Source organism: Micromonospora violae (assembly GCF_004217135.1).
Lineage (GTDB): Bacteria > Actinomycetota > Actinomycetes > Mycobacteriales > Micromonosporaceae > Micromonospora > Micromonospora violae.
Window position 1 is genome coordinate 6,258,272 of record NZ_SHKK01000001.1, and the last position, 25,102, is coordinate 6,283,373.

22 protein-coding genes are annotated in these 25,102 nt (G+C 71.6%); 15 read left to right on the plus strand and 7 right to left on the minus strand.

Annotated elements, in window-relative coordinates:
• Positions 1–89 precede the first annotated feature (89 nt).
• A complete protein-coding gene (locus tag EV382_RS28295; RefSeq protein WP_130406828.1) occupies positions 90–971 on the plus strand; it encodes a helix-turn-helix domain-containing protein in 882 nt (293 codons plus the stop codon).
• 80 nt (positions 972–1,051) lie between these two features.
• Positions 1,052–2,119 carry a DUF2855 family protein gene (locus tag EV382_RS28300; protein ID WP_130406830.1) on the plus strand — a complete coding sequence of 356 codons (1,068 nt, stop codon included), beginning with the start codon at positions 1,052–1,054 and terminating at the stop codon, positions 2,117–2,119.
• An 18-nt stretch (positions 2,120–2,137) separates the two neighbouring features.
• Here EV382_RS28300 and EV382_RS28305 read toward each other — a convergent pair whose 3' ends face one another.
• Positions 2,138–2,944, minus strand: coding sequence for an RNA polymerase sigma factor SigF (locus EV382_RS28305; protein WP_130406832.1), 807 nt, complete (start codon positions 2,942–2,944; stop codon positions 2,138–2,140).
• Between the two features lie 241 nt (positions 2,945–3,185).
• A complete protein-coding gene (locus tag EV382_RS28310) occupies positions 3,186–3,371 on the minus strand; it encodes a hypothetical protein (protein ID WP_130406834.1) in 186 nt (61 codons plus the stop codon).
• A 319-nt stretch (positions 3,372–3,690) separates the two neighbouring features.
• Here EV382_RS28310 and EV382_RS28315 point away from each other — a divergent pair, with 319 nt between their 5' ends.
• Genes EV382_RS28315 through EV382_RS28325 form a run of 3 tightly spaced genes read left to right on the plus strand, consistent with a single transcriptional unit; the run spans position 3,691 to position 7,082 of the window.
• The gene (locus EV382_RS28315) at positions 3,691–5,574 is read left to right on the plus strand and encodes a sigma-70 family RNA polymerase sigma factor (protein WP_130406836.1); all 1,884 of its coding nucleotides are present in this window, start codon (positions 3,691–3,693) and stop codon (positions 5,572–5,574) included.
• 20 nt (positions 5,575–5,594) lie between these two features.
• Positions 5,595–6,359 (plus strand): DUF305 domain-containing protein, encoded by a 765-nt coding sequence (locus EV382_RS28320; protein WP_244236836.1) that lies wholly within the window; start codon positions 5,595–5,597, stop codon positions 6,357–6,359.
• 24 nt (positions 6,360–6,383) lie between these two features.
• Positions 6,384–7,082, plus strand: a complete 699-nt coding sequence (locus tag EV382_RS28325; protein ID WP_130406838.1) for a hypothetical protein — start codon at positions 6,384–6,386, stop codon at positions 7,080–7,082.
• Between the two features lie 88 nt (positions 7,083–7,170).
• Here EV382_RS28325 and EV382_RS28330 read toward each other — a convergent pair whose 3' ends face one another.
• On the minus strand, positions 7,171–7,731 hold the full coding sequence (locus EV382_RS28330; RefSeq protein WP_130406840.1) for a GNAT family N-acetyltransferase: 561 nt from the start codon (positions 7,729–7,731) through the stop codon (positions 7,171–7,173).
• A gap of 81 nt (positions 7,732–7,812) precedes the next feature.
• On the opposite strand from EV382_RS28330, the gene EV382_RS28335 reads away from it, so the two are divergent.
• The 7 genes from EV382_RS28335 (at position 7,813) to EV382_RS28365 (ending at position 16,884) form a co-directional block, all read left to right on the plus strand.
• Positions 7,813–8,523: a siderophore-interacting protein gene (locus tag EV382_RS28335; protein ID WP_130406842.1), complete on the plus strand. Its 711-nt coding sequence runs from the start codon at positions 7,813–7,815 to the stop codon at positions 8,521–8,523.
• Positions 8,520–9,779 (plus strand): MFS transporter, encoded by a 1,260-nt coding sequence (locus tag EV382_RS28340; RefSeq protein ID WP_130406844.1) that lies wholly within the window; start codon positions 8,520–8,522, stop codon positions 9,777–9,779. The genes EV382_RS28335 and EV382_RS28340 overlap by 4 nt, the downstream gene beginning before the upstream one ends.
• Before the next feature lie 8 nt (positions 9,780–9,787).
• A complete protein-coding gene (locus EV382_RS28345) occupies positions 9,788–10,957 on the plus strand; it encodes an ATP-grasp domain-containing protein (protein WP_130409270.1) in 1,170 nt (389 codons plus the stop codon).
• Entirely contained in the window at positions 10,954–12,582 is a 1,629-nt protein-coding gene (locus tag EV382_RS28350) for an IucA/IucC family protein (RefSeq protein ID WP_130406846.1), read from the plus strand. The genes EV382_RS28345 and EV382_RS28350 overlap by 4 nt, the downstream gene beginning before the upstream one ends.
• Complete coding sequence (locus EV382_RS28355) at positions 12,579–14,177, plus strand: IucA/IucC family protein (RefSeq protein ID WP_130406848.1); 1,599 nt, start codon at positions 12,579–12,581, stop codon at positions 14,175–14,177. The genes EV382_RS28350 and EV382_RS28355 overlap by 4 nt, the downstream gene beginning before the upstream one ends.
• Positions 14,174–15,319: an alanine racemase gene (locus EV382_RS28360; protein WP_130406850.1), complete on the plus strand. Its 1,146-nt coding sequence runs from the start codon at positions 14,174–14,176 to the stop codon at positions 15,317–15,319. The genes EV382_RS28355 and EV382_RS28360 overlap by 4 nt, the downstream gene beginning before the upstream one ends.
• Before the next feature lie 281 nt (positions 15,320–15,600).
• Positions 15,601–16,884 carry a CE1 family esterase gene (locus EV382_RS28365; protein WP_130406852.1) on the plus strand — a complete coding sequence of 428 codons (1,284 nt, stop codon included), beginning with the start codon at positions 15,601–15,603 and terminating at the stop codon, positions 16,882–16,884.
• An 82-nt stretch (positions 16,885–16,966) separates the two neighbouring features.
• On the opposite strand, the gene EV382_RS28370 is transcribed toward EV382_RS28365, so the two are convergent.
• Together EV382_RS28370 and EV382_RS28375 are read right to left on the minus strand one after the other, a co-directional pair.
• Entirely contained in the window at positions 16,967–17,401 is a 435-nt protein-coding gene (locus EV382_RS28370; protein ID WP_130406854.1) for an SRPBCC family protein, read from the minus strand.
• 18 nt (positions 17,402–17,419) lie between these two features.
• Positions 17,420–18,883: a multicopper oxidase family protein gene (locus EV382_RS28375; protein WP_130406856.1), complete on the minus strand. Its 1,464-nt coding sequence runs from the start codon at positions 18,881–18,883 to the stop codon at positions 17,420–17,422.
• Positions 18,884–19,216: 333 nt separating this feature from the next.
• Here EV382_RS28375 and EV382_RS28380 point away from each other — a divergent pair, with 333 nt between their 5' ends.
• From EV382_RS28380 to EV382_RS28390, 3 genes are all read left to right on the plus strand, one after another.
• Complete coding sequence (locus EV382_RS28380) at positions 19,217–20,293, plus strand: sensor histidine kinase (protein WP_130406858.1); 1,077 nt, start codon at positions 19,217–19,219, stop codon at positions 20,291–20,293.
• Positions 20,290–20,970, plus strand: coding sequence for a response regulator (locus EV382_RS28385; RefSeq protein ID WP_244236838.1), 681 nt, complete (start codon positions 20,290–20,292; stop codon positions 20,968–20,970). The genes EV382_RS28380 and EV382_RS28385 overlap by 4 nt, the downstream gene beginning before the upstream one ends.
• Before the next feature lie 65 nt (positions 20,971–21,035).
• Complete coding sequence (locus tag EV382_RS28390; protein WP_130406860.1) at positions 21,036–21,602, plus strand: PadR family transcriptional regulator; 567 nt, start codon at positions 21,036–21,038, stop codon at positions 21,600–21,602.
• 52 nt (positions 21,603–21,654) lie between these two features.
• On the opposite strand, the gene EV382_RS28395 is transcribed toward EV382_RS28390, so the two are convergent.
• Together EV382_RS28395 and EV382_RS28400 are read right to left on the minus strand one after the other, a co-directional pair.
• The gene (locus EV382_RS28395) at positions 21,655–23,352 is read right to left on the minus strand and encodes an MFS transporter (RefSeq protein ID WP_130406862.1); all 1,698 of its coding nucleotides are present in this window, start codon (positions 23,350–23,352) and stop codon (positions 21,655–21,657) included.
• A 163-nt stretch (positions 23,353–23,515) separates the two neighbouring features.
• A complete protein-coding gene (locus EV382_RS28400) occupies positions 23,516–25,030 on the minus strand; it encodes an aminotransferase class III-fold pyridoxal phosphate-dependent enzyme (RefSeq protein ID WP_165435877.1) in 1,515 nt (504 codons plus the stop codon).
• Positions 25,031–25,102: the final 72 nt, after the last annotated feature.

Consider the following 25,102-nt stretch of genomic DNA (forward strand, 5'->3'; position numbering starts at 1 on the left):
CGCCGACATCCACCGGGGTGGCAGGGCGAGCTGTTCCTGGTAGTGACACAGCCAGTCACCGGGCCGTCCGGCGATCTACCGTCGGTGTCATGGACGCAACGAACCCGCTCGGCGACTTCCTGCGTGCCCGCCGCGAGCAGACCCGGCCCGAGGATGTCGGGCTCGGTCCGGGCGTCGGCCTGCGCCGGGTGCCGGGGCTGCGGCGTGAGGAGGTGGCGATGCTGGCCGGCATCAGCGCCGACTACTACCTCCGGTTGGAGCAGGGTCGCGAGCGGCACCCCTCGGTGCAGGTCCTCGACGCCCTGGCCGGGGTGCTGCGGCTCGACCCGGAGGCGACCGCGTACATGATCGGGTTGAGCCGTGCGCGGTCGCGGCGGGCGGCCCGACCGGCCGCTGAGCGGGTGCCGGCCAGCATCCTGCACCTGCTGCGCGAGCTTCCCATGCCGGCCTTCGTGCAGAACCGCTACCTCGACATCCTGGCCTCGAACTCGATGGCCAGGGCGCTGTCGCCGAATCTCGCCCCGGGTGCCAACCGACTCCGTGCGGTGTTCCTGGACCAGGCCGAGCGGGAGCTGTTCCGTGACTGGCGGCAGGCGATGCAGGGCGTGGTGGGGCAGATGCGTGCCGACTCGGTCGGGGCGACCGACGACCCACGGTTGACGGCGCTGGTGGGGGAGTTGTCGCTCAAGAGCGACTGCTTTCGGCAGCTGTGGGCGCGCCACGAGGTGCGTCGACGGGAGGGCATCGTCAGCCGGCTGCGGCATCCCGAGGTGGGCGAACTCGACCTGTACTGCGACAAGCTCGCGGTGGCGGGTGCCGACGGGCAACTTCTGGTGATCTACCACGCGGAGCCCGGTACGGAGTCCGCGCGTTCGTTGGCGCTGCTCGGCTCGATCGCCGCCAGCACCGTGGACGACGTGCCGGACAGCCTCCGCCCCGGTGACCCGGCGCGCCTCTATCCGCTGGAGTGACGCGCTCGTTCGGGTCGAGGGTGGGATTTTGCACTCACAGTGCACTTGTCTCCGGTTGCGAGGCTGTCTAGCGTCACCTCATGGCTGACTCATGGACCTTCGCCGTGGCGCGTGACGACCTCGGGCAGACCACGCTCGTCGATGGCGTCGCCCCCGCCGTGGCCGACGGCGAGGCGCTGCTGCGCGTGGACCGCGTCGGCCTCACCGCCAACAACGTGACCTACGCGGTGCTCGGCGACTCGATGCGCTACTGGCAGTTCTTCCCGCCGGCGGCCCAGGGGCTCGGGCCGCGGTGGGGCCTCCCGCCGCTCTGGGGGTTCGCCGACGTGGTTGCCTCGGCGGCGGCAGGGGTCGAGGTGGGGCAACGGATCTACGGTTACCTCCCGCCCGCCGGTCACCTCGTGGTGCGGCCGGACCGGGTGGACGCGTCCGGGTTCCGTGAGGCGAGCCCGCACCGGGCCGAGCTGCCGTCGCCGTACAACGCGTACCGGTCGACCACCGGCGACCCGGCGTACCAGCGCGACCAGGAGGACCTGCTGATCCTGTTCCGGCCGCTCTTCTTCACCTCGTTCATGCTGGCCGACCAGGTTGTCGACAACGACTTCTACGGTGCCGAGGCGCTGCTGGTGTCATCGGCGTCCAGCAAGACCGCGTACGCCGCCGCGTTCGAGCTGCACCGGCGCGGACCGCGCATGGTCGGTCTCACCTCACCCGGCAACCTGGCGTTCACCCGGTCACTCGGCTGCTACGACGAGGTCGTGTCATACGACGACATCGACTCCCTCGACGTCGTCCCGACCGCCTACCTCGACCTGTCCGGTGCGCCCGCGACCCGGGCGGCCCTGCGCCAGCGCCTTGGTGACCGGCTCGTCCGGGACATCGCGGTCGGGCTCACCAACCAGACGCCGAACGCCGACGCCGCCGAGGAGGTGTTCTTCGCGCCGGTGCAGATGCGCAAGCGCAGCCACGACTGGGGCCGCGACGGGCTCGACCAGCGGTTCACCGAGGCCTGGCAACGCTTCGCCGCCATCGTGGGCGGGTGGCTCGACGTTCGGGTGGGTGCCGGGCCGGAGGCGCTGCGACACGCGTGGCTCGACGTTCTCGCCGGTCGTACGCCGCCACGGGTGGGCCACGTCGTCCAGCTCTGAACGGCCGGCCGTGCCGGCTCAGGCGGCGATGTCGTCGCTGAGCTGGCGGCGGAGCGCGGCCAGCGAGCGAGTGATCAACCGGGACACGTGCATCTGCGAGACGCCGATCCGGTCGGCGATCTGGGCCTGGGTGAGGTTGCCGTGGAAGCGCAGGCTCAGGATCTGGCGTTCCCGCTCCGGCAGCGTGGCGAGGGCCGGGCCGAGGGCGACGCGGATCTCGACGAGATCGAACGCGTGGTCGTCGTCGCCCAGGGTGTCGCTGAGTTCGCGGCTGCCGTCCGCGCCGGTCGGGGTGGACAGCGACGTGGCCCGGTAGGCCCGCGCCCCTTCCAGCCCTTCCAGGACGGTCTCCTCGGACACGTCGAGGTAGGCCGCGACATCGGCGACGGTCGGCGAGCGACCGAGGTTCTGGGTCAGGGTGCTGTTCGCCGCGCTGATCGAGAGACGCAGCTCCTGGAGACGGCGGGGCACGCGCACCGACCAGGTGCGGTCCCGGAAGTATCGCTTGATCTCGCCGATGATTGTGGGAATGGCGTACCCGCTGAAGTCGATCCCCCGGCTGTGGTCGAAGTTGTCCACGGCCTTGATGAGCCCGACGAAGGCGGTCTGGGCCAGGTCGTCGTCGGGTGCGCCGCGTCCGCTGTAGCGGCGGGCCAGGTGCCGGGCGAGCGGCAGCCACGCCTCGATGGTGCGGTCCCGCAGGGCCGGCCGGTGAGGGTCGTCCGCCGGGGTCACCGCCAGGTCGGCGAGGAGGTCGTCCGGGCTCTGGTCGCTGCTCCGCTGGCCGATGCGGGTGCTGCTGGCGTTCTCGACGATGGTGGACATGAAATGGTCCCTCCCGCGCACGCCCGCCGATCGGGTCGACCGGAAGGATCTCCGAACCGGCTGTAGCCGGGGCGCACGTGCGGGCGAGAAGTGCGCTGTCGCAAGGCCACGATCACGGGCCACGCCACCGCGTCATGTCGTTCAGTTGATGACCTGGACCCTACCCGAAAGGCCGACGATTTACTACCCGAAAGTATGAGTCGGGGCAGGTGTGCGGGTGGAGGGGGTGGACGGCGCGAAATCAGCCGCGCTGATCGGGGGCGTCGACAGCGGCCGGGGCCGGCTGGGCGGGCTTCACCGCGAACGGGTGTCGCAGTCGCCGCATGGCCTCCTCGCTGCTGTCGAAGGTCACCGCCGGTCCGTCCAGCGCGTCGCCGTTCGACGTGGCGAGGAAGAGGGCGGGACGACGGTCGTCGTTCGATGTCATGCAGGGATCCTGTCTCTACGGAAAGGGTGCGGCTGAGGCCTCGGCGTCGGCCGTGCGAGCTGGTGACACGTCGGCGCACACGCTGGCGCCCGAATGGCGGTGTCCTCTGCACGGGCGAGCGCCCGGCGACACCGACACCCCGCACCATACCCGGCACCGTCGCCCCGTACGCACCGCCGACGGACCCACGTCACTTCTCGTTGAGCAGGCTGCCTGAGAATTCTGTAATCCCGCCTGGTGTCGCGAGTCTCCGATCTTGAGGGCGGTCAGCGCATCCAGCGCGGGCGCCGCGCGGACGAGCACACAAGGAGTGGAACCCATGTCGTCAGCCGGTCGAGCACTGCCCGATGTCGGGTTGGTCGTCGCGGCCCGGCAGGGCGACCAGCGCGCCCTCGACGACGTCGTCGCGGCCTCGCTCCCGCTGGTCTACAACATCGTCGGGCGTGCGCTGCGCGGGCACGCCGACGTCGACGACGTGGTCCAGGAGACGTTGGTACGGGTGATCCGGTACCTGCCCGCGCTCAACGACCCGGCGGCATACCGGTCCTGGCTGGTGGCGATCACCATCCGCCAGGTGCGGGACTGGGAGACGCGCCGCCGCGTCGCGCTCAACCGTGACGCCGGGCTCGACGCGATCCACAACGTGCCCGACCCGGCCTCCGACTTCGCGGGGATGACGATTCTCCGGCTCGGCCTCACCGACCAACGACGCGAGGTCGCCGAGGCGACCCGTTGGCTCGACCCGGACGACCAGGAGCTGCTCTCACTGTGGTGGCTGGAGGAGACCGGCGAGCTCACCCGCAACGAGGTCGCCGACGCGCTCGGGTTGTCACCCGGGCACGTCGCGGTACGGATCCACCGGATGAAGGAGCAGATCCAGAGCGCCCGCGGCGTCGTACGCGCCCTCCGTGCCCGCCCGGGCTGCCCGGACCTCGGCGTCGTGACCGCTGACTGGGACGGCACGCCGAGCCCCTTGTGGCGCAAGCGCCTGGCTCGACACGTCCGCGACTGCGCGTTCTGTGACCGGTTGGGAACCACGCTGCTGCCGATCGACCGGCTCCTCGCCGGCCTGCCGTTGCTGCCGCTGCCGGCGGGCCTCGGCGCCCACCTGCCGAGCGCGGCGGCCCCCGCAGCCGCCGCACCGGCCGTCGCGCCTCCGGGCCCGCCGGTCGGGCCGTCCGCCGGGGCGACCCCACCCGGCGGAGCGCCCACCGACGCGGGCGGCGGCCCGAGCGTCGTCGACCTCGCGGTGAACCGGCCCCGTGGCCTCGTGCCGTCCCTCGCCGCCGGTGTGGCCGCCGCCGTCCTGGCCATCACCACGGCGGTGGTGATCCTGCCGGACGATCCGTCCGCGCCCTCGTGGGCGGCTCCGCCCACGGCGGCGCCCACCGCCGTCGCCACCCCGACCGTCGCGCCCACACCGAGCGTGCGGCCCTCGTCGAAGCCCTCGGTCACACCGGTGGTCAGCTCCACGCGCAAGGGCGTCGGGGTGTGGAACTTCGCCGGGGCGAGTCAGGCGTTGGCGAACTCCAAGGCCAGCTGGTACTACACCTGGGGCACCCAACACCCGGGGATCAGCACCCCGCGCGGCGCGACGTTCGTGCCGATGATCCGCAGCGCGGAGAACGTCACCGCCCCCGAGTTGGCTCGGGCCAGGGCCGCCGGGCCGTACCTGCTCACCTTCAACGAGCCGGACCTGGCCGAGCAGGCGAACATGACCGTCGAGCAGGCGCTGGACCTGTGGCCGCAGTTGATGGCGACGGGCAGCAGGCTGGGCAGCCCAGCGGTCGCCTGGGGCGGCCCGGACCCGCAGGGTTGGCTGGACCGGTTCATGACCGGCGCCCAGGCCCGCGGCTACCGGGTGGACTTCATCACCCTGCACTGGTTCGGCGCCGACTTCACCACCGCCACCGCGGTGGCCCAACTCCGGCAGTACCTCCAGGCCGTCTACCAGCGGTACCGGAAGCCGATCTGGCTGACCGAGTTCGCGCTGATCCGCTTCGGCGGGGGCGGTTCGCAGTTTCCCAGCCAGGAGCAGCAGGCCGCCTTCCTCACCGCGGCCACCGCCATGCTCGGCCAACTCTCCTACCTCCAGCGGTACGCCTGGTTCGGGCTACCCGCCACGGACAAGGATCGGTCCGGGTTGTTCAGCACCGGGACCGAGACGACAGTTGTCGGCCGCGCGTTCCAGGCCGCCCGTTGAGCCGGGGAGCAAGCCGCCCGTTGAGCCGGGGAGAAGGGGTCGACGAGCCGATCAGGGCGGAGCGCCCCGGGCTTCGCCACCGGGTCGGGCGCAAGGTCGGCGTCGTCGCGACCCTGGTCGCCACGGCACTGGCCGTCGGTCTGGCCCAGGGTTGGGGCCGCGCCGAGCGCCCCGACCAAGCGCCGATGGCCTCGTCGGCCGCCGCGTCGTCGGCCGCCGCGTCGTCGGCCGCCGCGTCGTCGGCCGCCGCGTCGTCGGCCGCCGCGTCGTCGGCCGCAGCGGTGCCGGCCGCTGCGGTGCCGGCTGGGCCGGTGGTGCTCAACGCCACCGACGACGCCTTCATCCAACTGTTGATCCCGATGAACGAGGGCGCGCTCGCGCTGATCGACCAGCTCGACACCCGACCGACGGATCCGTCGTTGCGGGCCCTCTTCGGCGAGGTCCGGCAGGCTCACCAGGCGGAGCTGCGGGACCTGCGAGGGCTGCTGGCCGCGGGCAACATGCCCGAGCTGAACATCCACGAGGGGCACCAGATGCCCGGCATGGTCACCGATGCCGACCTCGCCGAGTTACGTGCCGCGCCCGACACCGAGGTGCCGTCCCGGGCGGCCGCCCTGATCCGGGCGCACCTCGCGCAGACCGTGGTGCTGTGTCGAGGTGCGCAGAACGCCGGGGGGAGTCCGGAGCTGAAGGCGATCGCCGGCCGGATCCAGAAGGCGCGGGCCGCCGAGTTGAGCGCGCTGGACAATCGGCCCGGCGCGCCCGTCGCCGTACCGGTCGGTTGAGCATGCCGTCCAGAAGACCGACCGATGCGTACGTCTGACCTGCACACCGACCTTCGCCCCCCGGCGCGGGCGGCCCGCCCCGCGCGCCGGGCCGTCGCGCCGGACGTCGCCCGCCCGATGCCGCGCGCGGCGCACCGGCCCCGCAGCGGGTCGCCGCCCGACGCGGTCGCCTCGGCACCGACGGCAGGGTGGCGCGGTGGCCACCGTCGCGCCGCCGGTCGTGGCGCGGCCGTCGCCTCGGTGGTGGCGGTCAGTCTCGGGTGGCTGCTCGCGGTCCTCGTCGCGCCGCACGTCGCGCTCTCGCCGGGTGCGCGGATGATCGCCCTCTTCTGCCACCTGACCTGCCTGGTGGTGGGCTTCGGTGCGGTACTGACGGTGGACTGGTTCAGCCTCCGCTGGGTGCTGCGCCGGGAACCGCTCGGCACGGTGCTGACCGCCGCCCGCGGTGCGCACCTGCTCATCTGGCTTGGCCTGGTGGGTCTGCTCGCCAGCGGGGCGGCCCTGGGGCCCGACACCTCGTCCGGGCTGGTCTGGGTCAAGTTGCTCGCGGTGCTGGTGGTCGGCATCAACGGGCTGTTCCTCGGCCGGGTGCGTGACCGACTCGTGGCCGTGCCGGGCCGCCCACCCTGGTCCGCCCTGCTGCCGGGTGTCGCCGCCGCCACGATCTCGCAGATCGGCTGGTGGACCGCGACCCTCGTCGGCTTCTGGAACGCCAACCGCTGACGTCCGCGAACCGCTGGCGGTCGCGAACCGCTGACGGTCGCCGGCCGCGGACGGCCGCCAAGCGCCGCCGACCGCTGACGGCCGCTGGTCAGGCCGGCGTCGGGTGTCGCTCCGCGAACCGGGCGCGGGTCAGGAACGCGAGTTGGGCCCGCTTGTCCGGCATGTCGATCTCCGAGTCGAAGGTGAAGCCCTCAATCTCCAGTCGGCGCAGGGCGAGGTGGTTGCGGACGTCCGGCTCGACGACGATCCGTTGCGCGGCCGGGTCGCGGAACAGGAAGCGGGCCACCGCCGGGCCGACCGCGTTGGTGAGGCTGCGGGCGAGGCGTCGGTCGGGGCTGAGCAGCAGGTGCATCCCCACGTCGCCGGGCTGGACGGGGTAGCGCTCGCCGACCGGGTCCGCCTCGGGTTGATAGCTCTGGAAGAGGCCGACCGGCTCCCCGTCCACCATGATCAGGTACGCGTGGTGGGTGGGCAGACTGTCCACGAAGGCGTAGATCTCGCGTACCTCGTCGAGGCTGTGGGAACCCATGCCCCAGAAGGAGTTGCGGGGCAGGGTCACCCAGCCGTGCAGGAGTGCGGCGTCCCGGTCGGGGTCCACGGTCACCAACGACAGCTCGCCGAGACCGTCGATCTTCTCCTGGTACGTCATCGGGCGCTGTCCTCTGTTCCATCCGGGGCGCAACTTAGGTTAACCTCCCCTAACCAAGGATGACCTTACCTGGAGGGGTGCGTGAAACGGAACTGGGAGGCCCTGGTCCTCAAGGCCATGGGAGGTCGGGACTTTCGGTTGACCGTCCTGAGCACCGAGTCGATCGACGGGCACTACCAGCGGCTTCTCCTGGACGGCGGCGGCCTGTTGGAGACCTGCGGGGTGCACCCCACGATGTGGATCCGGCTGTGGTTCGACGACGACGGCCGGGCGCACCAGCGCGCGTACACGCTGGTGGACCCGGACCCGACCACCGGCCGCTTCACCCTCGAATTCGCCATCCACGACGGCTGCGCGGCCCGCTGGGCGACCACGGCCACGGTCGGCGACACCATCGGCGCGACCGTGCAGGGCAGCGCGTTCGAGCTGCCCGACCCCGCGCCCGAGCACCTCTACCTGGTCGGCGACGCGGCCTCCCTGCCCGCGGTGAACAGCCTGCTCGACGCCGGTGCCGACATTCCGGCGACGGTCTGGCTGGAGTACGCCCACGAGGGCGAGAAGGCGCTCGCACTGCGGGCCCGGGCGCACCACGACGTCACCTGGGTGCCGCGGCGGGACGCGGGTCGACACCTCGTCGACACGGTCTGCGCCGCCCTGCCGGCCAGCGACACAAGCCACTACTGGGTGGCCTGCGAGGCGGCCACCACCCGGGGCATCACCCGACACATCCGGCGGACGCTGGGTGTCGGCAAGGAGCGGCTGACCTCCCTCGGTTACTGGAAAGCGGCATGAAGGGCCGGCTCGGCACCCTGACCGCGCTGTACGTCACCCAGTACCTCGGGGTCGGCTTCATCACCGTCGGGCTCACCGCCATCCTCCGCGACGGCGGTACCTCGCTGGACACGCTGGCGTTGTTGCAGATCGTCGGCCTGATCTGGCCCGTCAAGTTCCTCTGGGCGCCGATCCTCGACCGGTACGGCTCACGGCACCGCGGCCACTACCGCTCCTGGCTGCTCGTGCTCCAGACCGCCCTGGTGCTCGCCCTGCTGGCGCTGCTGCCGTTCGCCAGCCCGGCCGACGCGCTCGGCCCGATCATCGCGATCTGCGCCGCGTACGTGTTCTTCTCGGCCACCCAGGACATCGCCGTGGACGCCGTCGCCGTCCGGATGCTCGCCGAGTCGGCCCGGGGGACCGGCAACGGCATCCAGGTCGCCGCGAGCTACCTCGGCAACCTGCTCGGTGGTGGTGCCTGCGTCCTCGTCTACGACCAGTTCGGCTGGGTGCCGGCGATCGGTCTGCTGGCCGCCATGACGGCGGTCGGTCTGCTGGTGGTGTGGCGGTTCCGGGAGCCTCCCCGTACCGATCGGGTGGAACGGGTCGGCGCGGCCTACCGGGCGTTGCTGTCGGTGTTCGGCCAGCCGGGCTGCCGGTGGTGGACGTTCGGTGTGGTGCCGCTGGTCTACGTCGGCGCGGGGATGGCGTACGCCCTGGTCACCCCGGCGCTGGTCGACGCCGGCTGGTCGTTGGGGCGGATCGGCGTCGTCACCGGTGTGGTGACCAGCGCCCCGGCCATCGTGGCGGGTCTGGTCGCGGGGCTCGGGATCGGGCGGTTCGGGCGCGCCGGTGTGCTCGTGGTCGGCGGTGGGGCGCTCACCGTGTCCACGCTGCTGCTGCTGCCGCTGATGAACGGCCAGGCACCGCTGGGCGGGACGGTCGCCGCGCTCTGCTGCTTCATGGTGGCCTACACCATCGCCAACGTCGTGCTCTACACGGTCAACATGGACTACTCCCGGCCCGACACCGGCGGCACCGACTTCACCGTCCTGTCGTCGTTCGGCCTGGTGTGCTCGTTCGTGGCGGCGTCCATCGGGCTCGCGGCGGCCGACCGGGTCGGCTATCCGGCGGTCGCCGTGGCGGCCATCGTGCTGGTGGCCGCCGGGGTGGCCCTCGGCCTCGCCCACCAGCGCCGCTTCCCACGCCGGCCCGGCCCGACCGCCGGCCCGCCGAGCGAGCAGTCCGCGGCGGACGGCGTCCCGGCGGTGGCGTGACAAGCGGTATGCGGCTCTACCTGACCGCGCTCAACCCCACCGACGCCGTCCTGGACGGGTTTCTCCCGGCGGCGGCGTCGCTCGGGTTGTCGGCCACCGTGCTGACCGACCGGCCCGCCGAATGGCCGACGGACGTGCCGGTCACCCGGTGCGCGGTCCGCGACGCGACCGCGGTGGTCGCGGCGGCGGCATCGACCCGACCGGTGGCGCTACTGTCCAACAGCGACCACCTCCAGGAGGCCACCGCGATCGCCGCCCGCAGGCTCGGCCTGCCCGGCAAGGACCCGGAGGCCGCCCGTCTCTGCAAGGACAAGGCCGCGGCCCGCCGGGCCATCGCCGCGGCGGGCCTCGATCTGGTACGCACCGTCACCATCGACCCGCACGCCGCGCCGGAGGTGCCCAGCGGGATGTTCCCGGCGGTGGTCAAACCCCGCGAGGGGGTGGCCAGTGAGGACGCGTACCTGGTGACCGAGCCCGCCGAGCTGGTCGTCCGGGTCGCCGAGATCCGCAGCCGGCGGCCGGAGGTGGCGCTGGTGGTCGAGGAGTACCTCGACGGCGAGCTGCGGACCTTCGAGACCCTCGGCGACGGCACCGAGCTGGCCGACCTGGGCGGGTGGCATACCGGCCTCGGCCCGCCACCGACCTTCACCGAGGAGAGTCTCGCCTGGTCGCCCCCGGACGCGCAGGCCCGCGCCCAGCTGCGGGAGCGGCTCGACGCGCTCGGGGTCGGCTTCGGCGCCTGCCACACCGAGTACGTCATCTCCGCCGGCCGAATCCGGCTCATCGAGGTGAACTACCGCCTCATCGGCGACCGGATGGACCTGATCCTCGCCGACCTGCTCGGTGTGCCGTTGTTCGAGTACGTCATCCGGTTGCACCTCGGCGAACCACTCGCCGCCCTCGGGCTCCCCGACACGGTCGACCGCTACGCCCGGGTCGAGTACGTCTGCGCGGACCGGTCCGGCCGTCTCGTCGCCGCACCGGGCCGGCTGGACACCGTCCACGGCGACGTCCGGCTGGGCTGCCATCCGCTGCGCGAGGTGGGCCGCACCGCCGAGCACACCGGCACGAACCGCGACTACCTCGCCGTGCTGCACGGGATCGGCCCCGACGAGCGCACCGTCCGGCGGTCGCTGGCCGCCCTCCGCGGCGACCTCCAGTGGACCATCGTCGAGTGAACGACGACTGCGAGCGGGAGGTCTTCACCCGGGTGCTCGACGCCCTGCTGCGCGAGGATCACCTCGGTCTGCTCAGCGCCGGCCGCGCGGACGGACCCGACTGGTGGCAGGTGCCGCACCCCGCTGGCCTGCTGCGGATTCCGGTCCGTGCGGACGGCTTCCAGCAGGCACTGCGCAGCGCCGCCCCGATGGTGCTGCTGGTGGTCGGCGACGGCGACCCGCGGCGTACGGAAACCCTCGACGGGCTGTTGACGCTGCTCGCCCCGCACGGCAACGCCGAGGCCGAGGCCGGCTGGCGGGACTTCGGCGTCGAGTGCCGCGCCGACCTGCGGGCCCGACGGCTCGCCGCGCGGAACCGGCCACGGGTGCTCACCGAGGTGGCCGCCGAACGCGCGGTCACCCCGACCGGCCTGCCGGCGGCTCTCCTGGACGACGTGCTCGCCGCCCACCACGGCCACCCCGTCTACCCCACCGACCGGTGCCGGCACGGTCTGCGCGACGACGAACTGCTCCGGTACGCCCCGGAGCACGCCCCACGGTTCGCGCTGCGCTGGTACGCCGCCCCCGCCGCGGACGTCCGGCTCACGGGCGAGCTCCCGGCGTGGTGGCCGCGTACGCCGCGATCGGACCGGCTGCTGTTGCCAGCGCATCCGATCACCGTGGCCCGCGAGGCGTTCCCGGTGGTCGACCTGCCGGTGACCCCGGTGCGGCCAACCCTGTCCATGCGGACGGTGGCGCTCGACCACGACCCGTACCTGCATCTGAAACTGCCGCTGCCGACCGCGAGTCTCGGCGCACGCAACCGACGCACGCTGCAACCGGGGTCGCTCGCCGACGGCGCGGCGGTCGCCGCCCTGCTCGACCGGATCGCCAGCGCCGAACCCCGCTTCGCCGGCCGGATCCGGCACGCCGACGAGAGCACCTGGGCGCACGTCGACGGCGACGAGCGACGCGGTTTCCTGCTGCGCCGATTTCCGCGCGACCTGGCCGGCGTGCAGGTCGTGCCGGTCGCGGCCCTCGCCGCCGCCGACCCGGTGGCGGGAACCGTCCTCGAACGGATCAGCCCGCACCGGCCCGTGGCGCTCCTGGAGTCCTACCTGGACCTGCTGCTCGACTGGCACGTCTTCCTCTGGCTCCGCCACGGGATCGCCCTGGAGGCGCACCCGCAGAACATCCACCTGCTGGTGCGCCCGGACGGCGCGGCCGGCCTGCTCTACAAGGACAACGACGGCGCCCGGCTCGACGCACGGCACGCCGGCCCGAGCGGGCTCGCCCTGCACGACGACCGGATGTGGGCGCGTGACCCGCAGGAGTTGGCCGACGTGTTCATCACCATCACCCTGCACCTGGCCGCCGCCGCGCCGCTGCTCGCGCTGGCCGCGCGCGGGCTGCCCGTGCCGTCGCCCGCCGACGCGCTGGTGCCCCGGCTCGCCGTCGCCGGTGACCGGTGGGGCGACGGACCGGCGGTGCGGACGTTCGCCGAGCGGGTCCTGCACGCCACCCACCTGCCCATCAAGGCGATGCTCACCGCCGGCACCCTGCTGCCCAAACACCGCCTCGGCTGCGCCGACATCAACAAGTACTACCTGCGTACCGGCCCGAACTATCTGCGGGAGACACGATGACGAGCGCGCAGGTGCGCTCCCGGCCGGTCGTCGACACCGGTCAGGTCGCCGACCAGGCCGCCGCGCACGCCCTCTTCGGCTGCCTGCTGCGCGAGCTGGCCCCGCCGGACGGCAGCCCGAGTGTGGTCGACGGTGCCGTCCGGCTGCTGCTGCGGCACCTCGACGTCACCGTGCGTTGCGAGGTCGCGCGCGCCTCGCCGCTCGGCGCGCACCGTTACACCGGACCGGTGCAACGCAGGACCGGCGGCGGACGGTGGGAAGACCTGGACGCGGACGGGCTGGCCGCCCTGGTCGCGGCGGAGCTCACCACCCGTACCGGCGTGGCGAACGACGAGTTCGTCGAGCAGGTCCGGGCCAGCCGGGACACGGTGGCCCGGTTGCTGTCCGACCGGCCGGCCGAGGATCCGACCCCCACCGGTGAGCCCGCCATCGACGCGTACGTCGACTCCGAGCAGTCACTGGTCTTCGGTCACCCGCACCACCCCACCCCGAAGTGGCGCAGCGGCGACCCGGCCAGCTGGCGGGCGTACGCGCCGGAGCTGCGCACCGCGTTCCGGCTGCACTGGCTGGCCGTACCGGACGACCTGACCGCCGACGCCGGGCCGTTCGACCCGCTGCTGGCCGCCCTCGACCCGCCACGACCCCCGCGCGGGCACCGCGTCCTGCCGGTGCACCCCTGGCAGCTGTCGCTGATCCCGCCCACCGACCCACGGCTGCGCCAGCTGGGAGCGGCCGGTGCGCCGGTGCGGCCAACGGCGAGCGTCCGCACCCTCTACGCCCCCGAGGCCGACCTGTTCGTGAAGACCAGTCTGCACGTGCGGATCACCAACTGTCTGCGCAAGAACGCCCGCTACGAGCTCACCGGCGCGGTGGCGCTGACCGACCTGCTGGCCCGGGTGCCACTGCCCGACGGGGTGCGGCTGCTCGCCGAGCCCGCCTACCGCACGGTCGACGCCCCCGGCGCGGACGAGGCGTACGGGACGATTGTGCGCACCGGACTGCGCCCCCACCTGCGTCCCGGCGACACCCCGCTGCTGGCGGCGGCGCTGGCCGCCGCGCCGCTGGTCACACCGGATCCGGTGGCCTGGTGGCGGGGGTACGTCGGCCTGCTGGTGCCGGCGGTGCTGCACAGCTGGCTCAGCCACGGCGTCGTGTACGAGGCGCACCTGCAGAACGTGGTCGTCGTGCTCGACCGGGATCGCCACCCGGTACGCATGCTGCTGCGCGACCTGGAGGGGGTGAAGGTGGACGCCGACCGGTGGGGCGGTTGGCCGGACGGCGTCCCGGTGCAGGTCCGTTACGACCCCCGGGCCGCCCACCGCCGGGTCGTCTACTGCCTGTTCGTCAACCATCTCGCCGGCATCAGCGGGGCTCTCGCCGAGGCGCACCCGGGCATCGAGCGGCGGCTGTGGCACGAGCTGCGGACCGTCGTCGAGGCGGTCGCCGCCGACCTCGGTGATCCCGTCGAGCTGCGCGTGCTGCTCGACGGGGAGCCGTTGCCGGCCAAGGCGAACCTGCTGGTCCGCTGGCGGCGCGACGCCGACCGGGCCGCGCCGTTCGTGCCGCTGCCGAACCCGATGGGTGGGCCACGATGACCCGACCGGTCTACGTCCACGACCTCGACGCGCTGGCCGGGCAGGCCCGAGCCGTCCGGGCGGCGTTGCCCCAGCCGGTCGAGCTGCTCTACGCGGTCAAGGCCAACCCGGACCCCGGTGTGCTGCGAACCCTCGCCCCGATCGTCGACGGGTTCGAGGCCGCGAGCCGGGGCGAGCTGCGGAGGCTGGCCGAGGTGCTGCCGGGACGGGCGCCGGCCGCGTACGCCGGGCCGGGCAAGACCGACGCGGATCTCGCCGCCGCGCTCGACGCCGGGGTGCACCGCATCCACGTCGAGTCGCCCGCCGAGCTGGCCCGGCTCGGCGCGCTGGCCACCGCCACGGGCCGGTCGGCTCAGGTGCTGCTGCGGGTGAACCTGCCGGTCGAGGCGCCGGGCGCGAGCCTGGTCATGGGCGGTGGGCCCAGCCCGTTCGGCATGGACCCGGCCGACGCCGTCGGGTGTGCCCGCCGCCCGCCGGCCGGCGTCGACGTCCGCGGAGTCCACGCCCACCTGGCCAGCGGGTTGGATGCACCGCTCGCCGCGACGGTCGCCGCCGCGGTGGTCGACTGGGCGGTGGCCGAGGTCGACGCCGCCGAGGTCGACGTCGGCGGCGGTATGACTGTCGACTACACCGACCCCGACGCGCGGTTCGACTGGGAGGGCTACGGCCTGGCCCTGGCGGACGTCCTGGACAGCTACCCAGGTGTGCGGCTGCGCATCGAGCCGGGCCGGTCGGTCACGGCCCACTGCGGGGCGTACCTGACCGAGGTCATCGACGTGAAGCGCTCCTACGGCGAGTGGTTCGTGGTGGTGGCCGGCGGGACGCACCATCTGCGGACACCGGCCGCGAAGGGGCACGCTCAGCCGTTCACCGTGCACCGGCGACGCGGTGCCGCCGGTCCCCGTACCGACGGTGGGCCGGTCACCGTGGTCGGGCAGCTCTGCACCCCGAAGGACGTGCTGTCCTTCTCCAGCACCGCCGGGCCGATCGGCGTGGGCGACGTGCTGGCCTTCGCCATGGCCGGCGCGTACGCCTGGAACATCAGCCACCGCGACTTCCTCCTGCACGAACCGCCGCATTTCATCATCGGTGACCTGCGGGAAGTTGCCGCCGAATGGGCAGGCCGGCCGCTCGGCAGGTGAGCCTGGAGGGCTCGATCGGCTCGGTGTGTTATCGATAACATGCTATCTTTCATCCGGAGTGAAGGGCGCACTCCCGGTCACCTGAGCCGGTCGGTGACCAGTCCGGGCCCCGTCGATGCCAGGCGACCATTGTTGGTCGTCAGTCGATGTCGCGCCGGCCGCAGACCCAGCTTCCGACGCTCCACCGCAGGCAGTCCGGGCCGACGGGTGGCAGCTGCACATCGCCTTGTGCCGCTGCCAAGTCACGAGCACCAGACGCCGAACGGCAAGGAGCCCAAGCAATGCTGAGACGTAGGTTCTTCCTCCCATCCATCGCGGCCGCGGCGCTTCTCCTCGCGGCCACCACCGGCGGCGTGTTGAGCGGCGGCTTTGGCGCGACGGCGGTGGCCGCCACCAACGGCACCCTCGCGGCGACCGCCGGCTGCGGCAAGGCCCCCACCCTCGCCAGCGGGACGCGGACGATCCAGAGCAGCGGACAGAGTCGTACGTACAACCTGCGGATCCCGGACGGGTACGACCGGAACCGCCCCTACCGACTGATCTTCGGTTTCCACTGGTTGAACGGCTCGGCCAACAACGTCACCTCGGCCGGCTACTACGGCCTCCAGCCGCTGTCGAACAACAGCGCGATCTTCGTCGCTCCGCAGGGTCTCAACGCCGGCTGGGCCAACACCAACGGTCGGGACCTGACCCTCTTCGACGACATCTCCCGCCAGATCGAGAACGACCTGTGCGTGGACACCACCCAGCGCTTCGCGCTGGGCTGGAGCTACGGCGGGGCGATGAGTTACGCGGTGGCCTGTGCCCGGCCCACGGTCATCCGCGCCGTCACGGTCATATCCGGCGCCAACCTCAGCGGATGCAACGGCGGCACCCAGCCCGTTGCGTACTTCGGCATCCACGGCATCTACGACAGCGTGCTGAACATCTCCCAGGGTCGGCAGCTGCGCGACACGTTCGTGCGGAACAACGGGTGCACCGCGCAGAGCCCGCGCGAACCGAGCCGGGGCAGCCTCACCCACATCACCACCGCCTACTCGGGTTGCCGAGCCGGCTACCCGGTGCAGTGGGCGGCGTTCGACGGGGACCACACCCCCAGCCCGGTCGACGGGTCGGGCAGCCCCAACGACTCGCGCACCTGGACCTCGGGTGAGATCTGGAGGTTCTTCAGCCAGTTCGAGTCGACGACGCCTCCGACGACTCCGCCGCCCACGGACCCGCCGACGGATCCGCCGACCACCCCGCCGCCGACCGGCGAGCCAGGTGCCTGTGCGGCCACCTACCGGACGCTCAACACCTGGCCTGGCGGCTTCCAGGCGGAGGTGACAGTTGCCAACAACTCCACCGCACCCCTGAACGGCTGGACCGTGGGCCTGACCCTGGCCAGCGGTCAGGCCATCAGCAGCCTGTGGAGTGGCGTCAACACGGGCACCACCGGCAGCGTCACCGTCCGGAACGCCCCCTACAACGGCACGGTGAACCCGAACGCGTCGACCACGTTCGGCTTCACCGCCACGGGCAACGGTGCGACCGCACCCAGCAACGTCAGCTGCACCAGCCCCTGACCGGGGCAGGATGAGGGGCCCGGAGCCTCCTGGCTCCGGGCCCGCGGCTGACACCCGCCGGCGCTACCGACTCACCCTCTGCTCAGGCTTCGCTCTCCAGCAGGTCGCGGAGGGCGTCGAGGGCGGCGATCTCCTCCTCGAACGTCTTGCCGACGACCGGGCCGAGGAAGCGCGACAGCCCACTCGGCTGCCACGCCAACTTCAGGGTGAGCGCGGTGCCGCCGCCGTCGGACGGCGCGAGCGTGTACTCGCCCTGGGTACGCACCACGCTGCCGGTGGCCTGGAAGGCCAGACGCCGCCCCGGCTCGAACTCGGTCACCTCGTAATCGGCCGGGATGCGGCTCCCACCGGGGCCCTTGAGCCCCTGTCTGTAGCGGGCGCCGACCCCCTCTCCCGAAACCCGCGCGACGTCGAGCACGTTGGGGCGCCAGCGCGCGTCGTTCTCGCCACGGGCGAGAAAGGCGAAGACGGCCTCAGGAGTCCGTCCGATCTGCACAGTCTTCTCTGCGGAGGGCACAAGACACCTTTCTCCGGGTCAGGGAACGATCTTCATCTGTGCCATCATCCCACTCGCGGAGTGGTCGATCATGTGGCAATGGTAGACATACCGCCCAAGGTACGGCCCGAATGTCGCCTGGAGTCGGACCGTCTCGCCCGGCCCCACCGCGATGGTGTCCTTCATCCCGGCCTCGCCCGGCGCGGGCGGCTGGCCGTTGCGGCTGAGCACCCGGAACTGGACCAGGTGCGGGTGGAAGTTGTGCGGGATTCCGAAGAGCGTGTCGCCGTTGGTCACCGTCCACACCTCGGTCGTGTTCCGCTTGATCTCGGTGTCGACCCGGTCGGCGTCGAATGTCTTCCCGTTGATGAGGAACTGGCCGGTCGACGGGTTGAGGTTGAGGGTGAATGCCCGCTCCTTCGTGGCCGCCGGCAGTGTGGGGATGGTGCTCAGCCGATCCGGCACCCGGCTGCTGTCGGCGGCGGCCCGGTTGACGTCGAAGCGCAGGACCGGCCCGGCCTCGACGTCGTCGAGGAAGACCTGACTGCCGATCGGGAACGCGCCGAAGTCGACGACGATCTCGATCCGCTCACCGGGCGTCAGGCTCCAGGAGCGGATCGGCGTCGGCCCGGCGAGCAGCCCGCCGTCGCTCGCGATCTGGGCGACCTCGACGTCGTTGCCGAGCCGCAGGGTGAACGTACGGAGGTTGGACGCGTTCACGAAACGCAGCCGGTACTTGCGGGCGGCCACCTGGAAGTAGGGCTGCGGCTTGCCGTTGGCGAGGATCGTGTTGCGGAACTGGAAGTCGTCGTGTTCGAAGACCAGGCTCGCGTCGTCGGCGAACCGGGCGTCGCGCAACATGATCGGGATGTCGTAGTTGCCGGACGGCAGCCGAAGCTCCGCCTGGTCCGGGTCGTCGATCAGGAAGAAGCCGGCGAGCCCGCGGAACACATGCTCGGCCTCCATGTGGTGGGCGTGGTCGTGGTACCAGAGCGTGGCCGCCCGCTGCTTGTTGGGGTAGCTGTAGATCCGGCTCTTGCCCGGCTCCAGCACATCGGTGGGGAATCCGTCGCTGCTCGACGGTGTGTGACCGCCGTGCACGTGGACCGCGGTCGGCATGTCGAGGTGGTTGGTGTGGGCGATGACCGCGAGCCGGCCGGTCCTGACCCGGAACGTCGGGCCGGGAAACAGCCCGTTGTAGGTCAACACGTCGGTGCGCGTCCCGGGCAGGATCTCCGCTTGAGCCTTACGTGTGGAAAGGAGGTAGAAGTCGGTGTTCGCTACCGAGGCGATCGGTTGCTGCACGGGCGGTATCGGCATCCGGACACTGAACGGGGCGGCGGCGGCCGCGACGTGGGCTGTCGCCCCGTGGCCGGTGTGGGTGCCGTGGGCTGGCGTCGCGGGTGGGGTGGACCCGTGGGCCGCTGCCGCGGCAGTGGTCGTGACCAGCGCGGCCGCCCCCGCGGTGGCCCCGGCCTTCATGACGTTGCGTCTGCTCACCATTTGGTCGCTCCACTCCTGGTGGTCGAGGTTTCGGTGAACTGTCGCGGAGATCGCTCGACGCGCCGTCGAAAGCTGATAGCGGCAAAGTCTGGATTTCACCTTAAGTTTTGGTGCGACTACCAAAAGCTAAGCTTCGATGCTTCCAACGGCGCGCGGTGAGACCGTAGACTCGTGCGAGTAATCGGCTGTGACAACTCGTAGAAGGCCGATCCGATCTGAGTGCTTTGTCGTCCACGCAACGGGGGGGTCGACGACACGGTGGGCAGCCGGCGCTGGGGGGAGCGTTCGTGCCCGCACCTGGGGAGCAACAAGGCACACACCGGGGGATCCGCAATGGTTGTTGGAAACGATGCGCTGCGGAGGACCGCTGCCGAGGTTCTCGAACGCAGGCGTCAACCGATTCTTGCCGCCTACCGTCAGCGTCTCGCCGCCGCGAGTGACGACCTCGCCGCGGCCGCTGACCTGATCGACAGCTACACAACGCAGGCCGACGTCCTGGTCCGGGAGGCGTTGGCCGAGCTTCGTGGCGCGCCGACCGATCCACTGTCGACACCGCCGCCGACGGTCTGCGCCGACGCCGTCGAACTGCACCCTCGCGAGTGCTTCCGCGCGGTCATCGCGCTGGCCGACATCGTGCTGGCAGACGCACTGGAGCAGATGTGCGGTCAGCCCAACCAGAGCGCGGTGCTGGCGCTGGTCGCCGACGCGCTCACCCGCACGACCCTGACCCGGCTGCTCGACTCGAGCTCGCGCTACGCCGCCGGCCTGATGAACGAGGTCCACCAGGCGCAGATCGCGGAACGCTCACTGATCGCGCGCGAGCTGCACGACCGGCTGGGTCACAGCCTCAGCGCGGCGTACCGCAACCTGGAGGCCCACGAGCTCGCCCAGGAACGGCGCAACGAGGACGTCGACCGCCGGGTGGTGATCGCCCGTGAGTCACTCCACGACGCGGTCGGCTACCTGCGTGTGCTCATCGCCGACCTGCGGCTCTCTCAGCCGCTCGGGTCACTCGACGAGGCGCTGGCCAACTTCCTGTCGACCGTCGAGACGGGCGGGACACGTCTGCACACCGAGATCAACGGCGACGAGTCGTGGGTGCCGCCCGAGGTGCTCGACGAGGTGTTCCTGGTCGTCCGTGAAGCACTGCGTAACGCGGTCGCGCACGCCGACGCGCGAGTGATCCGCGCGGTCGTCGACATCACACCGCACGAGCTGCGGGCGACAGTCGCCGACGACGGGGTGGGTTTCGACCCCGCGACGGCGCGCGACGGCTCCGGCATGCGCGCGATGGCCGAGCGGGCAGCCGCCGTCGGTGGTCGTCTCGCCGTTCGGGCGGCAGGCCGTCAGGGCGTTTCGGTCGAGCTCGTCGTGCCGCTGCTCGCCGTCGGGGCGGGGGTCGGCCGGTGACCGCCACGATGATCGAGCCGACCCGCATCGTGCTCGTCGACGATCACGTCGTGGTGCGCGACGGCCTCCGGGAGATCCTCGACGCTCAGCGTGACCTCGTGGTCGTCGGTGAGGCCGGCGACAGTTGTGCCGCGATCAACGAGATCCGCGTCCGGCAGCCCGACATCGTGCTGCTCGACGTGCAGATCCCCGGTGACAGGGTGACCACCACGGTCCGTCGGATCCGTGACGTCGCGCCAGCGAGCCGAGTCATCATTCTCAGCATGTTCGACGGCCCGGCCCTGCTGCGCGAGCTGTTGACCCTCGGCATCTGCGGCTACCTGTTGAAGAACTCGACGCGCCAGGAGCTGGTGGCGGCCATCCGCGGTGCCCGCGCCGATGACGCGCCGGTGATGCTGGCGGTGTCGCGCGAGAGCCTGACCCAGGTGCAAGGGCCGGTGCACAGCACGCTGTCGGACCGTGAGCGCGAGGTCTTGCAGCTGGTCGGTCAGGCGATGAGCAACGCCCAGATCGCCGGCCGGCTCTGCCTGTCCGAGGCGACGGTCAAGCGGCACCTGCGCAACATCTTCGCCAAACTCGGCGCGGTGTCGCGGATCGACGCGGTCAACCGGGCCATCGCGGCTTCGCTGATCGTCCTGCCCAGGCTCTGCGTCGACCCGACGTTTCACGGTGGATAGCGGGCTGGTCGAGGACTGCTGTGGGTAACTTGCCCGCAAACGGGCACTCGTGTTCGACTAATGCCGTGAATAGCACTCGCCTGTTCGTACTCGGAGCGCTCGCACGTGGCGGCCCCATGCACGGGCACCAGATCCGCCGGGCAGCGCAGGTCGACCGCACTGAGCTGTGGAGCGACGTCAAACCGGGCTCGCTCTACGGCGCGTTGCACCGGATGCAGGTCGAGGGCGTCATCGAGGCGGTCCGTACCGAGCAGGAGGGCAACCGGCCCGCCCGCACGATCTACGCGCTCACCCCGGCCGGTGCGGCGGAGCTGATCGACCACCGCGACGAGGCGCTGCGTGACACCAAGCTTCGTCACGACCCGGTCGACCTGGCCCTGCAGAACGTGATCGACCTCGACGAAGAAGCGCTCCGCGCCATCATCGTCGAGCGTCGGAAGGCGCTCGCCGCGCAGCTCGACTCGTGGCTCGCGCTCCGTGAGCTCGCGGCACCGCACATTCGCGGTCTGGAGTGGACGACCTTCCGTCATACCGAGCTCCGTCTCCGTACCGAGCTCGCCTGGCACGACGAGCTGCTCGACCAGCTGCCCAAGCTGATGGCCAACCAGCCGACATCGATGACCACCTCGTGACGGCGCCAGCCCCGGCCCCGGTCGCCGCTGTGGTGCCGGGGCTGGCGCGCTGTCACTGCGCGGGCTCGGGCTCGGTGGTGACGATCCAGTCGGTTTTGCTCGCCTGGGCCCACGGCTCTTCGGGTCGGCGGGGCAGCAGGTAGACGAGCAGGAAGGTGAGGATCACGCCGACCAGGACGGCGCCGACCGTCCACTGGACCGCGCGGTTGAAGTTGGTCTCCAGCGCCGACGTGGCCGCGTCGTCGAAGGCCGCGCCGACCGGACCTGGCGCCGAGTCCTCGCAGCCGGGCGGTGTGGCCGTCGGGTCCGACGCGCGCGACTGGCGGATGAAACAGTCGGCGAACGCTGTCGTCGCCGCGCTCGCCTCGGCCGGCGGCAGACCGGCGGCCACCAGCGACGCCTGGAGTTCCGGGCTCGCCTTCTCCGCCGCCGTCGCCGAGTAGGAACCGAGCGTCCCGAAGAGGACCACGCCCGCCACCGCGACGCCGATCGCCTGGCCGAGACGCTGTGCGGTGCCGAGCACACCGCTGGCCGCGCCCGCGTCCTGCCAGGGCACGCCGGCCAGCACGATCTCGACGCTCGGCGCGATCACCAGGCCCGAGCCGAAGCCGGCAAAGAGCAGGGCCGGCAGCAGCTCCAGGCCGGAGCCCCACCAGTGGATCGTCGCGATGATGCCCACCATGCCCACGATCACGATGCCCGCGCCGAGCATCAGGACGCCGCGGCCGAGCGCACGGGCGACGTTGTCCGAGATGGCCGCGCCGACCAACGTGCCGAACGAGAACGGCAGCAGGATCAGACCCGTCGTCAGAGCCGACTTCTCCAGGCCGATCTGCAGGTGCAGCGAGAGCGCGAAGAGCAGGCCGATGAAGCCTGCGAAGTAACAGAGGCTGATACCGACGCCGGCGGAGAACGAACGGTGGGCGAACAGGCGCATGCTCACCAGCGGGACCTGGGCGCGTCGGGCGCGGCGCAACTCCCAGCCCGCGAAGGCTGCCAACGCGGGCAGTGCCGCCGCCATCGAGACGAACGTCCAGGCCGGCCAGCCCAGTCGCTGCCCCTCGACCAGGGGGATGGCCAGCAGCAGGACGGCGACCGAGACGAGCAGCATGCCGATCACGTCGAGCCCGCCGCGGCGGCCTCGGGACTCGGGCACCAGGATCAGCGCCGCGACGAACGTGGCCAGGCCGATCGGTACGTTGAGCAGGAACACCGGCCGCCAGTCCCAACCGCCCAGGTCCCACGCGATCAGCAGGCCGCCGAGGAGGGGGCCGCTGGCGGTCGCGATGCCGCCGATCGCGCCGTAGATGCCGTAGGCCTTGCCGGTCTCTTTCGCCGGGAACGTGGTCTGGATCAGCGCCAGCACCGGCGGGTTGAGGATGCCGGCCATCATGCCCTGCACCACCTGGAACGCGATGAGCTGGCCGGGGGTGGCCGCGAGCGCCGACGCCGCCGAGGCGAGCGTGAACCCCGCGACGCCGATGAGGAACAGCTTGCGGTGGCCGAACCGGTCGCCGATCCGGCCGGCCGGGATGAGCAGCAGGCCGTAGCCGAGCGCGTAGCCGGCGATGACCCACTCCATGGCCGTGTAGGTCGACTGGAGGTCGCGTTGGATCGGTGCGATCGCCACATTGACGATCGTCGTAGCCAGCAGGATCATGAACGCCCCGGCCAGAACGACGGCCAGGACCAGCCATCGGCGCGGATTGGGTGGTGCCGCGCTGTGTTCGTCGGTCCAGCTCTCCGTCATCGCGTTCCTCCTGATGTTGGACGGGGGTCGATAGCGGACCCACCCATCCGACTACACGCTGTCGCATACGAATAGTCAAGTACGGCTATTTGCGTAGGACATGTACGGCACATGAGGAGGGCCCGGGTCAGCAGCTGACCCGGGCCCGGTGACGCAACGGCGGCTACCAGTCGGAGGAATCCGCGCCCCATTCCGACGTCGCCGGCCACGCCAGCTCGAAGGGGAAGTCGTTGGCGCGAAGCTCCAGCGTGCTCTCCAGCACGGCGTCGGTGAGCCGGTCGACGTCGGCGTCGCTGTGGGCGCCGCCGGCGAAGAACATCGGCATGCCCAGCGTGTAGATGCCGCGCTTGCGCAGCAGCAGGGTGAGGATGAACGTCGCCGGGTTGAGCGCCCGCGAGTAGTCCCGGTAGTCGGTGTAGGAGTCTTCCGGGAGGAACTGGAAGCACCCGATGTAGTCGCCGAACCCCACCATGCGCAGCGGAATCCCCTCGGCCGCCCGGAACGCCGCCAGCCGTGCCTGAACCCGGTCGATCCTGGTCTTCAGGTCGGTGTAGTAGGCGGGTCCCTTGTCGCGGAGCAGCTGGAGCGTGGCCAGCGACGCCGCCACCGACAGGTAGTTGCCGGTGTGACTGCCCTGCAGGCCGGTCTTCTGGCCGAAGTCGGTCCACGACTGCCCACTGGTCTGCGAGATGTCGAGGATGTCGGCCCGACCGCCGATCGCCGACAGCGGCAGCCCGAGCCCGCTGATCACCTTGCCGTAGGTGACCAGGTCGGTCGGGATGTCGAACTTCTGCGCGGCGCCGCCGAGCCCCGATCGGAAGCCCGTCAGCACCTCGTCGAGGATGAACGGCACCCCGAGCCGCCGGGCAGCCACCGCCACCTCACGGATCATCGGGATCGTCGTCTCCTCGAACGGGAACGACGACGCGGCCGGCTCGGCGAGGATGCAGGCCAACTCGCCCGCGTGACGCTCGATCAACTCAACCGCGAGCGCGGTGTCGTTGGGCAGGATCAGCAGGTCGCGCGGTTCGGCCGGGGTGACACCGGCGAACGCCGACACCAGCGGGATGCCGTCCTTGCCGATCTCCGGGAACGGCACCGCGGGGTGCCCGTGATACCAGGGCGCGGTGTTGTGGACCGCCAGGTCGTGCGACCCGTGGAGGGTGCCCTCGAACTTGGCGACCATCCGCCGCCCCGTGAACGCACGACAGAGCCGAATCGCCGACTGGGTGGCACCCGTACCCGAGTGCTGGAAGGCGAACTTCTCGTTGTGCGGGAGGATCTCCCGCAGCAGCGTCGCGAGTTCCAGCTCCAACGCGTTGGTGTAGCCGTTGCCGGTGCCCTTGCCGAGCCGCTCGCGGACGAAGTCCACGACCGGGGCCGGGTTGTGACCGTGCAGCGCCTGAGCGCCGTACCCCATGTGGCAGTCGAGGTAGGTGTTGCCGTCGATGTCGGTCAGTGTCGATCCGTTCGCGGTGGCCGCGATGACCGGAAACGGCGGTGCCTGGAACGGCCAGAACACGTGCGCGGCGGCGTCGACCGCCCTCAGTTGCTCGACGTGCGCGGCCGAGGCACCCTGGCGCGCGCCGATCTCGCCGAACAGCTCGTAGACCCACTTCTGCTGCATGAGGTCCTGAATGACCTCGATCGCTCCGCGCTCCTGGTGGCTGGCGCCCATCGTGTCCCCTTCGCATGGCGGCCGTGACAGGCGCAGCCTGCGTCGGGCCACTCGAACCTTGCTGGAGAACGG